At 44.9% G+C, this 17,422-nt stretch carries 22 protein-coding genes; 15 read left to right on the forward strand and 7 right to left on the reverse strand.

The genetic code is table 11. The annotated features are described in order from the left end of the window. Nucleotides 1-221 precede the first annotated feature (221 nt). From ACH32G_RS06825 to ACH32G_RS06880, 12 genes are all read left to right on the forward strand, one after another. On the forward strand, nucleotides 222-908 hold the full coding sequence (locus ACH32G_RS06825; protein WP_047475859.1) for a vWA domain-containing protein: 687 nt from the start codon (nucleotides 222-224) through the stop codon (nucleotides 906-908). Between the two features lie 308 nt (nucleotides 909-1,216). Further along, nucleotides 1,217-1,897 carry a VWA domain-containing protein gene (locus tag ACH32G_RS06830; protein ID WP_016937653.1) on the forward strand — a complete coding sequence of 227 codons (681 nt, stop codon included), beginning with the start codon at nucleotides 1,217-1,219 and terminating at the stop codon, nucleotides 1,895-1,897. Between the two features lie 85 nt (nucleotides 1,898-1,982). Continuing rightward, the gene (locus ACH32G_RS06835) at nucleotides 1,983-2,147 is read left to right on the forward strand and encodes a hypothetical protein (protein ID WP_007407587.1); all 165 of its coding nucleotides are present in this window, start codon (nucleotides 1,983-1,985) and stop codon (nucleotides 2,145-2,147) included. A gap of 94 nt (nucleotides 2,148-2,241) precedes the next feature. Beyond that, complete coding sequence (gene fdhD, locus ACH32G_RS06840) at nucleotides 2,242-3,030, forward strand: formate dehydrogenase accessory sulfurtransferase FdhD (protein WP_316099646.1); 789 nt, start codon at nucleotides 2,242-2,244, stop codon at nucleotides 3,028-3,030. A gap of 17 nt (nucleotides 3,031-3,047) precedes the next feature. After that, a complete protein-coding gene (gene moaA, locus ACH32G_RS06845) occupies nucleotides 3,048-4,073 on the forward strand; it encodes a GTP 3',8-cyclase MoaA (protein WP_366971069.1) in 1,026 nt (341 codons plus the stop codon). 189 nt (nucleotides 4,074-4,262) lie between these two features. After that, entirely contained in the window at nucleotides 4,263-5,393 is a 1,131-nt protein-coding gene (locus tag ACH32G_RS06850) for a response regulator aspartate phosphatase (RefSeq protein ID WP_016937656.1), read from the forward strand. Between the two features lie 121 nt (nucleotides 5,394-5,514). After that, nucleotides 5,515-5,994 carry a hypothetical protein gene (locus tag ACH32G_RS06855; RefSeq protein ID WP_016937657.1) on the forward strand — a complete coding sequence of 160 codons (480 nt, stop codon included), beginning with the start codon at nucleotides 5,515-5,517 and terminating at the stop codon, nucleotides 5,992-5,994. Between the two features lie 73 nt (nucleotides 5,995-6,067). Then, on the forward strand, nucleotides 6,068-6,256 hold the full coding sequence (locus ACH32G_RS06860) for a CsbD family protein (protein WP_016937658.1): 189 nt from the start codon (nucleotides 6,068-6,070) through the stop codon (nucleotides 6,254-6,256). Between the two features lie 351 nt (nucleotides 6,257-6,607). Further along, nucleotides 6,608-6,925, forward strand: coding sequence for an urease subunit gamma (gene ureA, locus ACH32G_RS06865; RefSeq protein WP_016937659.1), 318 nt, complete (start codon nucleotides 6,608-6,610; stop codon nucleotides 6,923-6,925). Next, nucleotides 6,922-7,296 (forward strand): urease subunit beta, encoded by a 375-nt coding sequence (gene ureB, locus ACH32G_RS06870; protein WP_016937660.1) that lies wholly within the window; start codon nucleotides 6,922-6,924, stop codon nucleotides 7,294-7,296. Before ureA ends, ureB begins: the two co-directional genes overlap by 4 nt. Beyond that, on the forward strand, nucleotides 7,293-9,002 hold the full coding sequence (gene ureC, locus ACH32G_RS06875; protein ID WP_016937661.1) for an urease subunit alpha: 1,710 nt from the start codon (nucleotides 7,293-7,295) through the stop codon (nucleotides 9,000-9,002). Before ureB ends, ureC begins: the two co-directional genes overlap by 4 nt. Nucleotides 9,003-9,142: 140 nt before the next feature. Further along, on the forward strand, nucleotides 9,143-9,547 hold the full coding sequence (locus tag ACH32G_RS06880) for an Rrf2 family transcriptional regulator (protein ID WP_047475856.1): 405 nt from the start codon (nucleotides 9,143-9,145) through the stop codon (nucleotides 9,545-9,547). 286 nt (nucleotides 9,548-9,833) lie between these two features. Here the strand turns inward: ACH32G_RS06880 and xynA are convergent, their stop codons facing one another. The 4 genes from xynA to cls form a co-directional block, all read right to left on the reverse strand. Beyond that, nucleotides 9,834-10,475: an endo-1,4-beta-xylanase XynA gene (gene xynA, locus ACH32G_RS06885; RefSeq protein WP_016937663.1), complete on the reverse strand. Its 642-nt coding sequence runs from the start codon at nucleotides 10,473-10,475 to the stop codon at nucleotides 9,834-9,836. A 399-nt stretch (nucleotides 10,476-10,874) separates the two neighbouring features. Beyond that, on the reverse strand, nucleotides 10,875-11,261 hold the full coding sequence (locus ACH32G_RS06890) for a DUF5362 family protein (protein ID WP_045926366.1): 387 nt from the start codon (nucleotides 11,259-11,261) through the stop codon (nucleotides 10,875-10,877). Between the two features lie 239 nt (nucleotides 11,262-11,500). Next, nucleotides 11,501-11,911: a cell wall-binding protein gene (locus ACH32G_RS06895; protein WP_095241204.1), complete on the reverse strand. Its 411-nt coding sequence runs from the start codon at nucleotides 11,909-11,911 to the stop codon at nucleotides 11,501-11,503. Nucleotides 11,912-12,122: 211 nt separating this feature from the next. Next, nucleotides 12,123-13,571 carry a cardiolipin synthase gene (cls, locus tag ACH32G_RS06900; RefSeq protein WP_016937665.1) on the reverse strand — a complete coding sequence of 483 codons (1,449 nt, stop codon included), beginning with the start codon at nucleotides 13,569-13,571 and terminating at the stop codon, nucleotides 12,123-12,125. 220 nt (nucleotides 13,572-13,791) lie between these two features. On the opposite strand from cls, the gene ACH32G_RS06905 reads away from it, so the two are divergent. After that, entirely contained in the window at nucleotides 13,792-14,229 is a 438-nt protein-coding gene (locus ACH32G_RS06905) for a DUF5392 family protein (protein WP_016937666.1), read from the forward strand. A 30-nt stretch (nucleotides 14,230-14,259) separates the two neighbouring features. Here ACH32G_RS06905 and ACH32G_RS06910 read toward each other — a convergent pair whose 3' ends face one another. Together ACH32G_RS06910 and ACH32G_RS06915 are read right to left on the reverse strand one after the other, a co-directional pair. Beyond that, nucleotides 14,260-14,712: a DUF5362 family protein gene (locus ACH32G_RS06910; protein WP_327814741.1), complete on the reverse strand. Its 453-nt coding sequence runs from the start codon at nucleotides 14,710-14,712 to the stop codon at nucleotides 14,260-14,262. Further along, nucleotides 14,709-15,200, reverse strand: a complete 492-nt coding sequence (locus ACH32G_RS06915) for an N-acetyltransferase family protein (protein WP_448814283.1) — start codon at nucleotides 15,198-15,200, stop codon at nucleotides 14,709-14,711. The genes ACH32G_RS06910 and ACH32G_RS06915 overlap by 4 nt, the downstream gene beginning before the upstream one ends. A 137-nt stretch (nucleotides 15,201-15,337) precedes the next feature. Between ACH32G_RS06915 and ACH32G_RS06920 the strand changes: the two genes are divergently transcribed. Both ACH32G_RS06920 and ACH32G_RS06925 read left to right on the forward strand, forming a co-directional pair. Then, a complete protein-coding gene (locus tag ACH32G_RS06920; RefSeq protein ID WP_047475854.1) occupies nucleotides 15,338-16,207 on the forward strand; it encodes a M23 family metallopeptidase in 870 nt (289 codons plus the stop codon). 91 nt (nucleotides 16,208-16,298) lie between these two features. Beyond that, complete coding sequence (locus ACH32G_RS06925) at nucleotides 16,299-16,721, forward strand: VanZ family protein (RefSeq protein WP_047475853.1); 423 nt, start codon at nucleotides 16,299-16,301, stop codon at nucleotides 16,719-16,721. 16 nt (nucleotides 16,722-16,737) lie between these two features. Here ACH32G_RS06925 and ACH32G_RS06930 read toward each other — a convergent pair whose 3' ends face one another. Next, entirely contained in the window at nucleotides 16,738-17,313 is a 576-nt protein-coding gene (locus ACH32G_RS06930; RefSeq protein ID WP_047475852.1) for an undecaprenyl-diphosphatase, read from the reverse strand. Between the last annotated feature and the right edge of the window lie 109 nt (nucleotides 17,314-17,422).

Below are 17,422 nucleotides of genomic sequence, written 5' to 3' on the forward strand. Positions count from 1 at the left end.
CGGTAAAACAACCAACGGACTCATATAACGAAAGGCTAAAGGCTGACAATTGCGGATAGATGGCTGCGCACCGGGTGAAAATCACTGATAAAAATGCCGCTTCTATGTGAATGTACGCAAAAATAATGAGGAAGCCTGTCCTATTTATTTCCCTTTTCATCTCATTTACGATAAATATTGTTCAGCGTTGAACGTAAATCTATTGAAAAGGGGAAAAAGCAATGAAAAAAACATTTTCACTCATACTTATGCTCGGATTGATGCTGACTGCTGCATCTCCTGCTTTTGCTGCTGAGAAAGCAGACGAGAACACTCTTTTATTCAGAAACAATACCGCCATTTTACTTGATGCGAGCGGCAGTATGGCGAAACGGATAGACGGCGTATCTAAATACAATATGGCAAAAGATGAAATCATCCGTTTTGCGGATCAAATTAAGTCTACATCACAAGTCAGAATGACGGTTTTCGGTTCGGAAGGCAATAATAAAAATTCCGGAAAAGTTCAATCATGTGAAGCCATTCGAGGTGTGTACGGGTTCCAAAAGTTTGACAGACAAAGCTTCCTCAACTCTCTGAACGGAATCGGGCCTACAGGCTGGACACCGATTGCAAAAGCATTAGAAGATGCGAAGGCTTCTTTTAACGGTGTTCATAAATTCGGCTTTAAATCCGTTTACCTGTTGACAGACGGTGAGGAGACATGCGGCGGAGATCCTATTAAGACGGCGAAAGAACTTCGCAAACATCATATTAAAGTCAACGTGATCGGTTTTGACTTTAAGGAAGGCTTCAACGGCCAGCTGCACGCGATTGCCGGAGCGGGCGGAGGAAAATATTACGAAGCTCACAGCCAAAAGGATATGAACCGTATCTTTACAATGGAAGCGAGATCATTAGCGGAATAAGAAAAAGGTGCCGTTTATCGGCCCTTTTTTTATGTTTGATTTAACAAAATTTTCATGAAGAGATGAAGAGAAAACTGTAAAAAGAATCAGATCCCGGACTTATATTACAAAAAGGGCGAAAAAGGCATTAAAACTGTCATCATTTAGCCAATCTTTTTAGGATGATGCGCATAATTCTGTTCATTTTTGGTCATATATCGCCGTTCTTACAAAAGGCATCACGCCCTATATCTTTTTCCAAATAGCTAAACTAGCATAGAGAAGAGCCGGGGCCCATCGGCAAAAACAAATGGAGAGGAATGAAGGAAATGAAAAAAATGTTTACTGCGGGGATTGTCGGACTTTTGACGCTCTCACTCGGATCACCTGTTTTTGCGGCTGAGAAAAAGCAAGAGGAAACCAACGTCGCTGTGCTGTTTGATGCAAGCGGAAGCATGATACAAAAAACGGGGGGAGAACGTAAAATAGATGTTGCGAAAGATGCTGTCACCTCTTTTGCGAAAGTTCTTCCTGAAGACACGAATCTGATGCTTCGGGTATTCGGCCATAAGGGCAATAATAAAAACTCCGGCAAAGCCGTATCATGTAATGCGACAGAAACGTTATACGGACTTCAGCCGTACGCCGTGACTCCGTTTGAGCAATCACTCAGCAAAATTAAACCGACAGGCTGGACACCGATAGCAAAAGCGCTTTCTGATACGCGCGAAGAATTTGAGCGGGCCGGCGCTAAAGGGAAAAACGTCGTATACCTGATTACAGACGGTGAAGAAACATGCGGCGGTAATCCTCAGGCTGAAATTCAAAAGCTCCGTAAAGCGAACGTCAACACAATCGTCAATATCATCGGCTTCAACTTCGGCATGAAAGGAAGCGAAAGCCTTGAAAAAGCGGCGGAAGCAGGAGGCGGGACGTATGTCTCAGCTGACAGCGCGGACGAGTTCAAACAGGCTTGGGAAGACGCTGCAAAGGATTTAGCAAAAGAATAGGCTGAAAAAGGACGCCCGCGCGGCGTCTTTTTTGTTTAGAAAACGGAACCGCGGGAATGATACGACTAAAAGGAGATGAACGCTGTTGTTAAAAGGAGCAGGCATTATATTAGTGCTGGCGGCAGTCGTTTTTGTACTGATGGGAATTTTTCTGAAGCTTGCCGCCTTCATATTTGTCAGTATATTGGCCATTATCGCCGCAGTTATTTTATTCACCATTTTGAGCAGACATCATCGCAACGAAACATAGAGTCCGAAGAGGGCTCTTTTTTTAAACCGCAAATTCGACAAAATACAGGGATTATGGAAGAATAAAAGAGAAGGATACTGCGGAGGGGAAAACAGTGGATGAAAAAACAACGGCGGTAAGAGAAATATACCGCTATGAAAAAGGGGTATTAACAAAAACGGCAGATCGGATGGTATCAGAGTATCCATTGACTGTCATGGTGAACGGGCAGGAATTTGTTACGCTCGTCTGCACGCCCGACCACTTAGAGGAACTCGTTATCGGATTTCTCGCGTCAGAAGGCGTCATTCGTTTTGAAAAAGAGATCAAAAGTTTTACGATAGATGAAAGTCTCGGATTTGCATATGTGGAGCTGACGAATCCCGAAATGCTTGAGCAAAAAGACTATACGAAGAGAGTGATCGGTTCATGCTGCGGGAAAGGCCGCCATTTTTACTTTCAGCAGGATGTGAAAACAGCCAAAACCGCCGTCAGCCGCATCACCATAACTCCTGAAACGTGTCTTCGCCTCATGAAGGAGATGCAAAGCGAAAGCGGCACATTCCAGGAAACGGGCGGCGTCCATAATGCGGCGCTGTGCGATACGGAAAAGATGCTCTTCATGAGGACGGATATCGGGCGCCACAATGCGCTGGATAAGCTGTACGGCAACTGTCTGAAAAACGGAATGCCGGTCCGTGACAAGCTGATTGTCTTCAGCGGACGGATTTCCTCAGAGGTTTTATTGAAAGCCGCAAAAATCGGCGTGTCGATTGTCATTTCAAAATCGGCACCGACGGAGCTTGCGCTGCAAATGGCGGAAGAGCTGAACATGACGGCGATAGGCTTTGTCAGAAACGGATCGTTTAACGTATACACACATCCTGAACGGGTTGAACAATAGAAAGGGGTCTTGGGCTTATGAATACAGAAACGCGCCGCTTGTCAGACAAAAGGGAAAGGCCGCTCAGGGATCTCCGTATCTCTGTAACCGACCGCTGCAATTTCAGATGCACGTACTGTATGCCAGCCGAACTGTTCGGACCGGATTATCCATTTCTGCAAAAGACGGAACTGCTCTCATTTGAGGAGCTTGAACGGCTTGCCAAACTGTTTGTCGGCCGCTTCGGCGTTGAAAAAATCAGGCTGACGGGCGGGGAGCCGCTGATGAGAAAAGATATGCCTGAATTGATCAAAAAGCTTGCGCGCATCCCGGGGCTTAACGATATTGCGATGACAACGAACGGCTCTCTGCTTCCCGTGTATGCGGAAAAGCTGAAGCAGGCGGGGCTGCATCGCGTGACCGTCAGTCTTGATTCTTTAGAGGATGAGCGGTTTAAGGCCATTAACGGCCGCGGCGTCTCGGTGAACAAGGTGCTCGAGGGCATTGAAGCGGCAAAAGCGGCCGGACTCGGTGTGAAAATCAATATGGTTGTTCAAAAGGGCGTCAATGAAAAAGACATCCTGCCGATGGCCCGCTATTTTAAAGAAAAGGGTCATATTCTTCGGTTTATTGAATTTATGGATGTCGGCAATACAAATCAATGGAATAAAAAAGACGTCATCACGAAGGCAGAGATCATTGATCTGATCAATCAGCACATGCCGGCGGAGCCGATAGAAGCGAATTATAAAGGAGAGGTCGCTTCCAGATTCCGCTATCTCGACGGTTCCGGCGAAATCGGGGTGATTTCCTCCGTCTCGGATGCATTCTGCGCCTCCTGCAACAGAGCGCGTCTGTCGGCAAGGGGCGAGCTTTTTACGTGCCTGTTCGCTTCAAGCGGCTTCGATGTGCGGAAGCTTGTGCGCGGCGGCCTGACTGATGACGAATTGACGGAATCCATCGCCTCTGTCTGGAGAAATCGCACGGATCAGTATTCAATTGACCGCGCGCTTTCTAAAACAGATGGGAAAAAGAAAGTGGAAATGTCGTATATAGGCGGATGAATAAAGGCTTGCCCGAACAAGGGCAGGCTTTTTTATTCAAATGAAGCTCCGGCCTGTTCAAAAAAAACCGATGCCGGCCGAAATATATGATAGGAATTTGGATGCAGGACGATCAAGTTATTCAATTCCAAAGCCATACAATATGTTAAAATATAACCAATAGAAATTAGAAAAGGTTGTGAAAGGGGCATGACCGCATACGAGATTCCGTCATCTCAAGTTGGAGTCAAGATCAACAAATGGTACAAGCACATTTTAGCGTTTCAAGCGGCTGATGCCATAAAGCTGAAAGAGGAAATTGATGAGGATATACAACGTATGGAGGAAGACCAGCTGCTGCTGTTATATTACCAGCTGATCAGCTACCGCCATCATATTATGCTTGATTACGTCAAGCCGGATTTCACCGAACAATCTCAAATTCAGTACAGCGAGCTGCAAAAGACGATCGAAAGCACGGACAGCATATCGGGACTGTCCGAGTATTATTTCCATTTGTTCAGAGGAATGTATGAGTTCGATCAGAATAACTATGTTGCGGCTATTTCTTTTTACCGGAAAGCGGAAAAACTCCTTTCATTTGTCGAGGATGATATAGAGAGGGCGGAATTCCATTTCAAGATGTCTGAAGTGTTTTACGTCATGAAGCAGACTCATTTCTCCATGAATCACGGGATTCAGGCGCTGGATACATATATGAAACACGATTTTTACAGAGTGCGGAGAATACAGTGCCATTTCGTCATCTCAGGAAACTATATCGACTGCAAAAACTACGACAAAGCGCTTGAGCATTTAGACGAAGCGCTCCGCCTTTCTTTGCTTGAAGGACAGCCCCGCCTGATCGGGTCTTCGCTTTACAATCTGGGGAATTGTTATTCTGAAAAGCGTGATCTGGCTGAAGCGGCCCGTTATTTTAGAAAAGCGGTGCCCGTTTTTGAAGAACATCAGCTTGAACAGCTTCCGAAGGCGCTGTTCAGCTTAACACACACCCTTTTCAGGCTGCGTGATGACGAAGCGGCCCTTACTTATTATGAAAAAGGGGTCACGATCGCGAAGGAACGCGGCGACCGATTCAGTTTAGAGAAATATAAGTTTTTACAAGCGCTTTACCTGGAATCCCTCAATATGGACTTAATCCATGAAGTGTTTGACTATATGAATGAAAAATCGCTGTATGTGTATATTGAAGATTTCGCCTTGGAGGCTGCCATATACACAAGCGCCCATGAGCAATATAAAGAAGCGGCGTATTTTTATGAAAAAGTGATTCACATGAGAGAAAACATTCAAAAAGAACAATGTTTATACGATATATAAATTTTCTAACCATCTGATCGGCAGATGGTTATTTTTTTATGCACATTATGAGGTTTGATCATTGAAGAAATCGGAAAAATCGCAAAAGAGGGAAAAACGGACGATTGAAAGGAGGGATTTGTTGTTCGGATTTAATGATATGATAAAGTTTTTCGTATCCTTTCTCATCATTTTACCGATGGTGTCTGTCATCCATGTGTCAGGCCACAGCTTTATGGCGATGCTGTTCGGAGGCAAAGCGTCATTGGATATCGGTATGGGGAAACGTTTTTTAAAAGTGGGGCCGATTCAGGTGCGGCGTATCTACTTTATAGATTCTTTTTGCCAATTCGGCGAATTGCGGATAGATAACCGTCTGACGAGCGCGCTCGTCTATTCCGGAGGCTGTCTGTTTAATCTCGCTTCTATTTTTATAATAAATCTGCTGATCATGAAAGATGTTCTCGAGCCAAACTTATTTTTTTACCAATTTGTCTATTTTTCAACGTATTATGTATTCTTTGCCCTTCTGCCGGTCAAACACGGGGATAATAAGCTGTCAGACGGATTGGCCGTTTACAAAGTGCTCCGCTACGGGGAGCGCTGTGAAATCAATAATTGAGAGTTTACATGTTTGCGATAATGCTGAAAGGGAAGAAAACAAGTACACAGAACAAAAAAGGAGCTGAAGAGATATGAGTCAAGATAACGGGTTAAAAGACAAAGTAAAAGGCGGCATGAACAAAATGAAAGGGGAAGCGAAGGACAAAGCAGGTGACATGGCAAACAAGTCCGACTTAAAAGCGGAAGGGAAGAAGGACAAAGCGAAAGGCAGCCTGCAAAAGGGTGTCGGCGAAACGAAAGATAAACTCAGTGACGATTAATTTGATATCGAAACAAAGCAAAAGCCCAAAATATTTTGGGCTTTTTGTTATGAGAAATGACAAAAATTCCAGTTCGTTTGGTTAATATTCACTAACTTTTTAAATATTCTATAAATTTTACGATAATTTCTTTATAATATTCACAAAGAATGTGATCTCTCTTCACATTTGATTAAACGTTTGTTTTAAAAAAATAAGAAATCTGGAATTTCTGCAAAAGGAATCAGGCCGTTCACCGTCGAATACTTTTTATCACTTAACATTTCATGAGGTGAAGGGGGTGGTAACCGCCTGCATCGTCTCGGTATGACCATGTGGATTGCGTTTGACTATCACTAAGGGGGAATACAGATGAAACTGACACCGGTTGAACAAGAAAAATTGCTTATTTTCACAGCGGGAGAGCTCGCAAAACAGCGGAAAGAGCGCGGCGTTCTGCTGAATTATCCTGAAGCTGCCGCATATTTGACCTGTTACCTGATGGAAGGAGCCAGAGACGGAAAAAGTGTTGCTGAGCTGATGGAATCCGGCCGCAGCGTATTGACGGAAAAAGACGTTATGGAAGGCGTTCCGGAAATGCTGGACAGCATTCAGGTGGAAGCGACGTTTCCGGACGGGGTCAAGCTTGTCACCGTTCATCAGCCGATCAAAGCGGAGGTGAAGTCATGAAGCCGGGAGCCATTCAAGTCGCAAAGGGGACCATCACCATTAACGAAGGCCGAAAGACGCTGGAGGTATCAGTCACCAATCATGGAACGCGGTCAGTGCAGGTAGGGTCGCATTTTCATTTTGCGGAAGCCAACGGCGCCCTGTCCTTCAATCGGGAGAAAGCAATCGGCATGCGTCTTGACATCCCGTCAGGCACCTCAGTCCGTTTTGAACCGGGAGAAGAGAAAACCGTCACACTCGTGGAAATCGGAGGACGAAAAACGGTCAGAGGCCTGAACGGCATGGCCGATACGTATATGGATGAGCGGGGAAAAGAAAAGACTCTGTCGAATCTTAAAAAAGCCGGATGGATGGAGGAAGCGATCCGATGAAAATGTCACGTGAGCAATACGCAGAACTGTTCGGACCGACAACGGGAGACAAAGTCAGACTCGGAGATACGGATTTATGGATTGAAGTCGAAAAAGACTTCACGAATTACGGAGAAGAAATGATTTTCGGCGGAGGAAAAACAATCCGGGACGGCATGGGGCAAAACGGGCGTATCACCGGGAAAGACGGGGCGCTTGACCTGGTCATTACAAATGCCGTCGTTCTGGATTACACAGGGATCGTCAAGGCGGATATCGGGGTGAAGGACGGCCGGATTGTCGGCGTCGGGAAAAGCGGAAACCCGGATATTATGGATGGGGTGGACCCGCACATGGTCATCGGCGCCGGAACAGAAGTCATTTCCGGCGAAGGAAAAATCGTAACGGCCGGCGGCGTTGATACGCACATCCACTTCATCTGCCCGCAGCAGATGGAAGTCGCGCTTTCTTCAGGCGTGACCACGCTTTTGGGCGGCGGAACGGGCCCTGCGACGGGAAGTAAAGCGACGACCTGTACATCCGGCGCATGGTACATGGCGAGAATGCTGGAGGCGGCTGAGCAGTTTCCGATCAATGTCGGCTTTTTAGGGAAAGGGAATGCCTCTGATAAAGCGCCTCTCATTGAACAGACAGAAGCCGGCGCGATCGGCCTGAAGCTGCATGAAGATTGGGGATCAACGCCAAGCGCCATTAAAGCATGCATGGAAGTCGCGGATGAGGCGGATATTCAGGTGGCAATCCACACAGACACGATTAATGAAGCGGGCTTTTTAGAAAATACGCTTGATGCGATCGGCGACCGGGTAATCCATACATATCACATAGAGGGAGCCGGCGGAGGCCATGCACCTGATATTATGAAACTCGCTTCTTACGCCAATATTCTGCCGTCCTCTACGACGCCGACGATTCCGTATACGGTCAACACAATGGACGAGCATCTTGATATGATGATGGTCTGCCATCATTTAGATTCAAAAGTCCCTGAAGACGTGGCGTTCAGTCATTCACGCATCAGAGCGGCCACCATCGCGGCGGAGGATATTCTGCACGATATCGGCGCGATCAGCATGACATCATCTGACTCGCAGGCGATGGGCAGGGTGGGAGAAGTGATTATCCGGACATGGCAGGTTGCCGATAAAATGAAGAAGCAGCGGGGCGCTCTTTCAGGAGAAAGCGGCAATGATAATGTGCGCGCCAAACGCTATGTTGCCAAATACACGATCAATCCTGCCGTCACTCACGGCCTGAGTCATGAAGTCGGTTCCGTTGAAAAAGGAAAGCTCGCTGACCTCGTATTGTGGGATCCGGTTTTCTTCGGCGTCAAACCTGAACTTGTGCTCAAAGGGGGCATGATCGCCCGCGCCCAGATGGGAGACCCGAATGCTTCCATTCCGACGCCTGAGCCTGTGTTTATGCGCCAGATGTACGCATCCTACGGGAAAGCAAACCGCAATACGTCTATTACATTTATGTCCCAGGCCGGTATCGCAAACGGCGTACCGGAAAAGCTCGGGCTTGAAAAAATGATTTCCCCCGTACGGAATATCCGCAAGCTGAGTAAGCTCGACATGAAGCTGAATGACGCGATGCCGAATATACAAGTCGATCCGAAAACCTATCAGGTGTTCGCCGACGGTGAAGAACTGGCATGCCAGCCTGTCAGCTATGTTCCGCTCGGACAGCGTTATTTCTTATTTTAATCCCTCTCCGGCCGGTTTCCGCCGGCCTATTTACACCTCTATTGTCAACTTGATTTCATCCTGCCGCGTATTTTAGTGTATATTAATAATTGAAAAACAAATGAAATGTAACCATTGTGGTTACACCGGTGGTGAAAAACATGATTAACAGCCGTCTTGCTGTGGCCATTCACATTCTTTCGCTGATCTCAACGGATGAACGGGCATCGTCAGATATGATTGCGGACAGCGTAAACACCAATCCCGTCGTAGTGCGGAGAACGATCAGCCAGCTGAAAAAAGCAGGTCTTCTGACATCCCGGGCAGGTGTTGCGGGAGCCAGCCTGAAAAAAGATCCGTCGGAGATTACCCTCTTAGAGGTTTACAGGGCGGTACAAAATAAGGAAGAGCTTTTTGCGATTCACGACAATCCGAATCCGGACTGTCCGGTCGGCAAAAATATTCAGCACGCGCTTGATGAGACGTTCGGAAGCGTACAGCGGGCAATGGAGAATGAACTGGCGAACAAATCTCTTTATGATGTAATGAATCATCTCTTTTGTTAAAAAGAGATGGGTTCATGCCGTCACAAGTGTAATGAAAATGGTTACAGATAATAAGGAGGAAAAGCGGGAAGAGCCGTTATGATAGAAGCGAAGGAACGCAGGCATGAAATGACAGCCATCGGAGACATGTATCAAACGTAAAAGATCAAGAGGCTGCGGTTTTGGCTCCATATTTGAAGTCCAACTAAAAGACCGTCGCCTCTTAGCACTCACAATCATATTGATTTTAAAATTTCTCAAGGAACGATCAGCAGCCCGTTAGCTGCCCCTGATTAAAGATAATGTGTTACCACACTGTTACGTTAGAACTCCCGCTGCTTTGGTATCCCTCTGTCGCTAAGACTTGGTAAGACCAATTACTGCCCAGATTCATACCATGACTCTTCCATGCGTTAACATGATTGCTGAAAGTGATTGTAGCGTTGCTTCCAGTTGGTCTCTTTGTCTGACGGACACTCCAGTACTGCGTAAAAGTAGTGTTATCGCCATCAATGGAAGGTGCGTTATAACGTGTCGTTGTATAGATGTCATATGTACCTCCATCACTTTTTACAGTACCTTTATACGCTCCGGTAGGTCTGTAAGTACCCCATGAATCCACTACATAATATTCGATGAGAGGTGATCTCGTCCAGCCATATAAAGTCAAATATCCATTGCCATTCGGCGCCCAAACTCCGGCATTATAGTTTATGGTCCTGAATGGGGAACCTGTCGTCCAGCCTTTACCAACAACGAAATTTCCGGTATTGGACCAATTAACACTGTAATTCCCGCCAGACCCATTGACAGCGTTTACGATTCCGCCTCCATCAGTCCAATTTTGCCAGTAGTCTGTGCCGGCTGCAGACGCGGTTGACGAAAACAAGCTAATACCCATTAAAGCTGTCGTTAATCCAACTAAAAACTTCTTTTTAAATTTAAACATATGTGACCTCCTATAATATTTTTTCTGACTTTGACGTGAGGCAGCACCCGTATAGATTAAAAACCTTCTTAATGACTAACGCCAAAGCTTTTGACCGCTCCCTTCAATATCATATCACGAATGCATAAGTGAAGATTATGAGTATTTGTAATTTAATTACAAAGGCCCAAAAAATACATTATGGGCGGTCCTGTTCCGCCATAGCCTTATTCTTTTTTCGCAGAATCTCAATTCTTGTTTCTGAATCTGACGGAGTCATCTGTCATGTTTTACTTTGTATTCGATGTAAGAGGGGATTTAATCGCCGATACCTGCAGAGGAATGGCCAGCCTCCTCAAAAGGCAATAGTGGAGCTGTAAGCCGAATAAGAAAAAATCCCGGGCTCACGCGCCGGGATTTTTAATATGTATTTGCATCAATGTTATCAAACATACCGTCAACAATGCCGAACGTCATGAGGACAATGAAGAGAATGATGCCGAGAACGGACAGGCCGATCGTTACAATGAGGTAGATCCCCTGCATTTTCACGAATTTTGCGTAATTCTCCAGCATATGTTCCTCTGTCAGTTCATTGAACTGTTCCGCCATCTGTCCCGCTTCTTTTGCCGAGCGCATCAGAAAAATGCCGGCAATAATCTGCAAAACGCCGGGAATGGCTCCGATTAAGAAGAAAAACGCACCCCCCAGCGCCGCAAATGCGCCCATAATAATGAATAAAATACCTGTCGCTTTTCCCCATTTCGAAATAGAAATAAGCGAACGATTCACTGATTCAGGTTTCAAAACATGGCACTCCTTTACAAAAAAATACTCACTTTTCATTTATACACTATTCGGTCATTCTTTTGAATATAAAATGTGTTTTTTTCCTGCCGTGCATCTGTCTTTTGAAAAGGGTGCTGTTAAACAAATAGAAACTGCTAACGTACGCCACTAACAACTGATAAAGTTATTACTAACGGCGGTAAATTACTTTAAGTTAAGATCTGAAAAATATCTGTTCCATAAGGGTATTTGAGATACTACCAGTTAACAGTTATAGTGTGTGATTGTACTTCATAAGATCCTATATTAAGTGTAACTGCAACTCGATTTTTGCTGAAGTGCTCTTTCCTTAATTTATTGATAGAGAATGATTTTGTAGGCGTTCTTTTTGAGAATGAGCCTTTTAATTGGTATTGTGAAGCTCCCTCTGAGACACTAAGATAAGCAGTATAATTTAATGTTCCGCATTTACCGTTAGTCTCTCCATACCAATCGATTGTAGATGCTTTTTTAGAATATGTATAGGCGTCAACCCAAACTCTGACCTTACAGCCTTTCTTTCCAACTTCGGTCCAAGGGCCTGTAGCTGCTTGAGCTTTACCAACTGGAATACTCAGAAGACCTAGTGAAAGAGCAATAACAGATAATAAAATTGAAATTTTTCTCATGAAAATCCCCTCCTTTTGTGAGATATTTTACTATAAAATATAAATTAATCAATACTTTTTCTAATTTTAAACAGTGTAATTTAAAATTAGAAAATAATAAGTGAGAATTTGGTTGTTTATTCTAATAAAAAACCTTTAAATGAGTGTATAACCACAATTGTGATGGTTATACACATCTATTTAAAGGAGAAAGAAAGCAAATGTCTACATTTCATAAAATTGGCGACAGAAGCCTTGAAACCGATTCTTTAATGCGGATCCACAGCGAACGCTCCTGATATTCTTCATACGTATATTTTCTGGAGACGAGCAGATCTTCTTTAAATGAGGAAATGAGCTTTTTCGCGATGGTGACGTCATAAATAAAGGCGTTGACTTCAAAATTAAGCCTGAAGCTTCTGACGTCGATATTCGCGGTACCGACAGAAGCCGTCTCATCATCGACGACAATCGTTTTCGCATGAATAAAGCCGTTATCGTAAATGTAGACCGAGGCCCCGGCTTTCAAAAGATCGCCTATGTAAGATAAAGTCGCCCAGTAAACGAAAGCGTGATCCGGTTTGTTCGGGATCATGATTTTGACGTCGATGCCTGACAGACAGGCGATCCTGAGGGCGTCTAGAAGACTGGAGTCAGGAATAAAGTAAGGCGTCTGAATCAGGATCGACCGTTTCGCCGTTGAGATCATCTTAATATAGCCGTTTTTTATTTGTTCCCATTCTGAATCCGGTCCGCTTGTTACAATCTGCATCCCGACATTGCCCTTCGGCTCGCATTCCGGAAAATGATTCGGAACGTAAGTGAGCGTATGGTGATGGGAGGCTTGGTTCCAATCGAGGATAAACCGTGTCTGAATGGCATGTACCGCCGTACCTTGAAGCCTGAGGTGCGTATCCCGCCAATAGCCGAATTTCGGATTCAGGCCGAGATATTCATCTCCGACGTTAAAGCCGCCGACATAGCCGGTTTCGCCGTCAATAATCACGAGCTTGCGGTGATTTCGATAATTGAGCCGCAAATTAATCGGCCGAAGCCTGGAAGGAAAGAAGACTTCCACATGGCCGCCGGCGTCCCGAAGCGGCTTGAAGAATTTTTTTCTGAGTGATCGTGAACCGAGTTCATCATATAACACTCTGACCTTTACGCCTTCCTGTGCTTTTTTTACTAAGGCGTCACGCAATTTTTTTCCCAGCTCATCACCTTTATAAATATAGTATTGAAGGTGAATGTGATCTTTTGCGTTTGAAATGTCCTGCATTAAACGTTTGAACTTATCGCGCCCGTCCGTTAAAATCTCAACCGAATTATCCTCTGTAAAAACCGCGTGGTTGTTCATGACAAGCATATAGATGAGATCTTTATTATCCACGGTCGCCCTGTTGTTAAATTGGAATTGCCTCGACTTCAGATCTTTCAGCTGAGACTTCAGCAGCTTTTCAATTCCGATCTTTTTACGGTCTTCCCATTGAAACAGGTGCTTGCGTCTCAGGTTATGGCCGAATAACAGGTATAAAATAAACCCTAAAATGGGAATAAAAAAAAGAACCAAGAGCCAGGCCCATGAAGCGCTGGCGTCGCGTCTTTCTTTGAAAATCATGATGACGGCCAAAAGTATATTTAAAACGAAAAAAAATCCGAATAAAATAAATGAAATGCTCACTTTGCAACCCCGCTATATCATATTTATCAAGACTGTGCCCATTAGTATTCCGACAAGTGCAGCAATCTGATTCCCATTTCAAATTATAACATTGACAATTTAAAAGAATAAAGAGCCGGAATCAAAGATGGATGCAGTTTTCTTTCAAAGAAAGTTCCGGGTGCGGTAGAATAAGCATATATGAAAAAGAAGACAAAAATGACAGCAAAGGGGAGAGGGTATGAAGCTGGAACATGCGGAACAATTGCCGGGATTCATAAAAAAAGAAATTCAGAAAATACAAATCGCCATCGCACCGCTGATGAAAAAAAGCATCATTTACCGTTTTCTCGCTTTCCCGCTCGCCGCTTTTAGTCTGTTTCATCTGGCATCGCTTTTGATTCAGGCTCCTTCCGGGAGAGGAGCTCTCGTGTCGGCCGGCATTTTTGCACTCCTTGCGGCTCTGGGTCTTGCGTTTTTTAAAGAAGCCGGCTACCAGCGGAAACAGGTGCAAAAAACGATCCGCCTGTATATGCTGAACAGAATCAGAAAAAGCAATATTCTGTCCGAGGAACGGAAAAGCGCCTATACCCGATTGGTAGCGGAGGAGCCGTCTGCGATGAAAAGCTTTATTGAATTCTTAACAGAAGAAGATCGAAAAAAAGAGATGCTGTATTAAAAAAGAGCTGACGCGCGATCAGCTCTTTTGTCATTCAAACACAGGGTCGTTCTCATAGTAATATGAATCAGGCGCGTCATACGTATTAGTGCTGTGGTAAGCCACAATTCCGATGACAGCGAAAATGACGAATAAAATAAAAGCGATAATGCCCAATGCCACACTCGATACTGCGTAAAAAAACTGCATTTTGATAAAGGATGCGTAATGTTCGAGCATATTTTCTTCCGCGTTTTCTTCTGATTCTCCCTGAAGGGCGGCTGCGGCTTTTGCCGAGCGCATCAGCATGACGCCGGAAATGATGAGCAAAACACCCGGTATGGCTCCGAGCAGCGTCACAATGGCTGACAGGGCGGAAAGAGAGCCCGTAATGATAAGAAACACGGCGGTGATTTTTCCCCACTTGGCGATGTCAGCAAGGGAACGGGCTTTTTTATTGAGCGGCTGGTTACCGTCTTTTTCTTCTTTATCGATGCTGATCATGACAGTTCTCTCCCTAAAATGTTCAAGTCATATCGTTTTCCGTCCATTTCGGCGATACCCGGGAATACGCCCCATTCGGTAAAACCGAATTTTTCAAACAGCTTAATGCTCGGCACATTATGGCCGAAGATAAAAGCCATCAGATTACGGATGCCGATTTTCGGAGCGAGTGCCAGGGCTTCTTTCAGCAGAAAGCTTCCCGCTCCTTTGCCCCGGCAATCCTGATGCAGATAAATACTGATCTCCGCCGTTTTGTCATAGGCCGGACGGCCGTAAAACGTTTCGAAGCTGATCCAGGCCGCCACTTTTCCGTTTTCATCTTCCGCGACCATCAGCGGGCGCCTGTCCGTGTGCCGCAAAAACCAATCCATCCGGTCTTCGGGCGTCACTTCTTCCGTATCAGCCGTGACCATCCGTGAGGCGATCGTCGAGTTGTATATAGCCACAACCGCATCTAAATCTTCCAATACGGCTTTGCGCAGGGTCAAATTCATATTCCGGGATCTCCCTTCACATTTCATTACATAATTATGAGCAATCTGCACATACTACTTCCAAAAAAGTTTTTTATGATGTGTATATATTTTCAGAAAAGTGTTCAGAATGTTGCTGAGGTGATGAACAAATGAGAGAGGAAGAAAAGAAAACTTCTCAAGTCAAAAAACTTCAGCGGTTCTTTCGCAAACGCTGGATATTCCCTGCAATTTACTTAGTCAGTGCGGCCGTCATTTTAACAGCTGTCCTTTGGTATCAATCCGTTTCAAATGATGTGAAGGACAATCTGACGAATAACGGCGGAAACTCAGCGTATGACAGCGGCAAAGACGATGCCGTCGAAGTAGGAAAGTCAATGGAAAACGTCGCAATGCCGGCTGCTCATTCTGAAAATGTTTCTGTTGTGAAAAAGTTTTATGAAACGAATGCCGCAAAAAAAGAGAAAGAAGCAGCACTTGTTAACTATAATAACACGTACAGCCTAAGTAAAGGAATTGACTTAGCTGAGAAAGACGGAAAATCATTTGACGTTTCCGCTTCTCTGAGCGGTACGGTTGTGAAAGCTGCTAAAGATCCGGTACTGGGATATGTGGTTGAAATTGAACACTCAGACGGCCTGTCTACTGTCTATCAGTCTCTATCTGAAGTCAGCGTCGATCAGGGCGACAAAGTGAAGCAGAATCAGGTTATCGGAAAATCAGGAAAAAACCTTTACAGTGAAGAAAGCGGAAATCACGTACACTTTGAAATCCGCAAAGACGGCGTAGCAATGAATCCGCTGAACTTTATGGACAAACCGGTAACATCTATTGAAAAAGCGGCAGCTGAAGAGAAAAACGCTGTAACAGAAGAAACGGAAGGGTCCATTCAGCAGTCTTCCGAGAAAAAAGATGTGACGCCTAAACAAGAAACCGAGGAAAAACCCGGCGATAAAGAAGACGGCACAAAAGACAAGACAGATGGTAAAGATGACGGTTCAATGAAAGATTCAGGCAAGTAACTGTGATCCTTAAGCGCCTATCAGCTCTGATAGGCGCTTTTCATTTTGCCTTATGTGCCTTTATACTAATAGAAAACGAGGGAGATGCTGAATGAATAAATGTCTGGCGGCAGGATGGCTCGTCTTTATTTTCATTTCTGCTTTGACTGAAAGCTTTCACGATATGATTGTGACGCAGACGATGGCCTTCCGTTTCACGCCCCATCCGGATGCATCCGGTTTCTTTGTGTTCGATATGGCGGAGCTCACCGTACCTGAAGCGGCGATTCAAAAGCTCGGGCACGCGTTTTCCTTTTTTGTGCTCACTTGTTTGTTTTTCAGGGAGCGCAGACGCATGAAGAGGGCGGTGCTCTATGCATTGGCCGCCGCCTTCCTGACAGAAATCGTCCAGCTCTTTTTCGGCAGAAACGGCTGTCTCCGTGATGTGCTGATTGACAGTCTCGGCATTGCTGTATTCTGTGTTTTACAAAGGAAAAAACATACCGCCAAACATACAAAAACCGGCAGTCTGTGAAAGACGCCGGCTTTTTTTATATATGATGGTTTGTCGATTTGTTTTTATGAACGATACTTTCGTAGATTCGCACGATCAGGTCGACAATCGGACGAAGCACATTTGAAAATCTGAACAGCAGGAATCCGACAACGAGGGAAACGATAATGCTTCCGAGTACATCAATCGGATAATGGTGGCCGACCCAAATTCTTGAGAAGCCGGTCAAAAGGCCGAAAATTACTAGCGGCCAGCCGAGTTTTTTGTTGCGGAACAGAATCGCAATTGAAATGGCCAAAGCGCCTGTCGTATGGTCACTCGGAAAAGAAGCATCCGCGGCATGAGGGATCAGCGTATGAACCGTATGATCGACAAAGGGGCGCGGCTCGATATAGATTTTTGTGATGATGTAGTTGACGATAAGCGCTGCAATACCGGTAAAGCCTGCGTACAGAGCGTTTTGTCTGCCTTTTGTGTTTCCAAACAGCCACATGGCAAGCAGGAAAAGGGCGTAGGCGTAAAGGGCGTATTCCGTTATAAATACCATGATAGAGTCGAGAATGGCACTATGGTGCGACAAACCATTGATCGCTTTAAACAGTTCGTAATTCACAAATATCACCTTTTATCTTTATTTTATATGAACAGTGTAATGCTTTTTTCTATGAGACACAATTGGTATTAAAAATAATTATAAAAAAGTAAACAGAATGAAACGTGAC

The organism is Bacillus sp. CIS52 (assembly GCF_053545315.1).

What these genes read in the sequence shown, in the direction of transcription:
- ACH32G_RS06825 (WP_047475859.1), top strand. Translation starts at nt 222, where the DNA reads ATGAAAAAAACATTTTCACTCATACTTATGCTCGGATTGATGCTGACT.
- ACH32G_RS06830 (WP_016937653.1), top strand. Translation starts at nt 1,217, where the DNA reads ATGAAAAAAATGTTTACTGCGGGGATTGTCGGACTTTTGACGCTCTCA.
- moaA (WP_366971069.1), top strand. Translation starts at nt 3,048, where the DNA reads ATGAATACAGAAACGCGCCGCTTGTCAGACAAAAGGGAAAGGCCGCTC.
- ACH32G_RS06850 (WP_016937656.1), top strand. Translation starts at nt 4,263, where the DNA reads ATGACCGCATACGAGATTCCGTCATCTCAAGTTGGAGTCAAGATCAAC.
- ACH32G_RS06860 (WP_016937658.1), top strand. Translation starts at nt 6,068, where the DNA reads ATGAGTCAAGATAACGGGTTAAAAGACAAAGTAAAAGGCGGCATGAAC.
- ureA (WP_016937659.1), top strand. Translation starts at nt 6,608, where the DNA reads ATGAAACTGACACCGGTTGAACAAGAAAAATTGCTTATTTTCACAGCG.
- ureB (WP_016937660.1), top strand. Translation starts at nt 6,922, where the DNA reads ATGAAGCCGGGAGCCATTCAAGTCGCAAAGGGGACCATCACCATTAAC.
- ureC (WP_016937661.1), top strand. Translation starts at nt 7,293, where the DNA reads ATGAAAATGTCACGTGAGCAATACGCAGAACTGTTCGGACCGACAACG.
- ACH32G_RS06880 (WP_047475856.1), top strand. Translation starts at nt 9,143, where the DNA reads ATGATTAACAGCCGTCTTGCTGTGGCCATTCACATTCTTTCGCTGATC.
- xynA (WP_016937663.1), bottom strand. Translation starts at nt 10,475, where the DNA reads ATGTTTAAATTTAAAAAGAAGTTTTTAGTTGGATTAACGACAGCTTTA.
- ACH32G_RS06895 (WP_095241204.1), bottom strand. Translation starts at nt 11,911, where the DNA reads ATGAGAAAAATTTCAATTTTATTATCTGTTATTGCTCTTTCACTAGGT.
- ACH32G_RS06905 (WP_016937666.1), top strand. Translation starts at nt 13,792, where the DNA reads ATGAAGCTGGAACATGCGGAACAATTGCCGGGATTCATAAAAAAAGAA.
- ACH32G_RS06910 (WP_327814741.1), bottom strand. Translation starts at nt 14,712, where the DNA reads ATGATCAGCATCGATAAAGAAGAAAAAGACGGTAACCAGCCGCTCAAT.
- ACH32G_RS06920 (WP_047475854.1), top strand. Translation starts at nt 15,338, where the DNA reads ATGAGAGAGGAAGAAAAGAAAACTTCTCAAGTCAAAAAACTTCAGCGG.
- ACH32G_RS06925 (WP_047475853.1), top strand. Translation starts at nt 16,299, where the DNA reads ATGAATAAATGTCTGGCGGCAGGATGGCTCGTCTTTATTTTCATTTCT.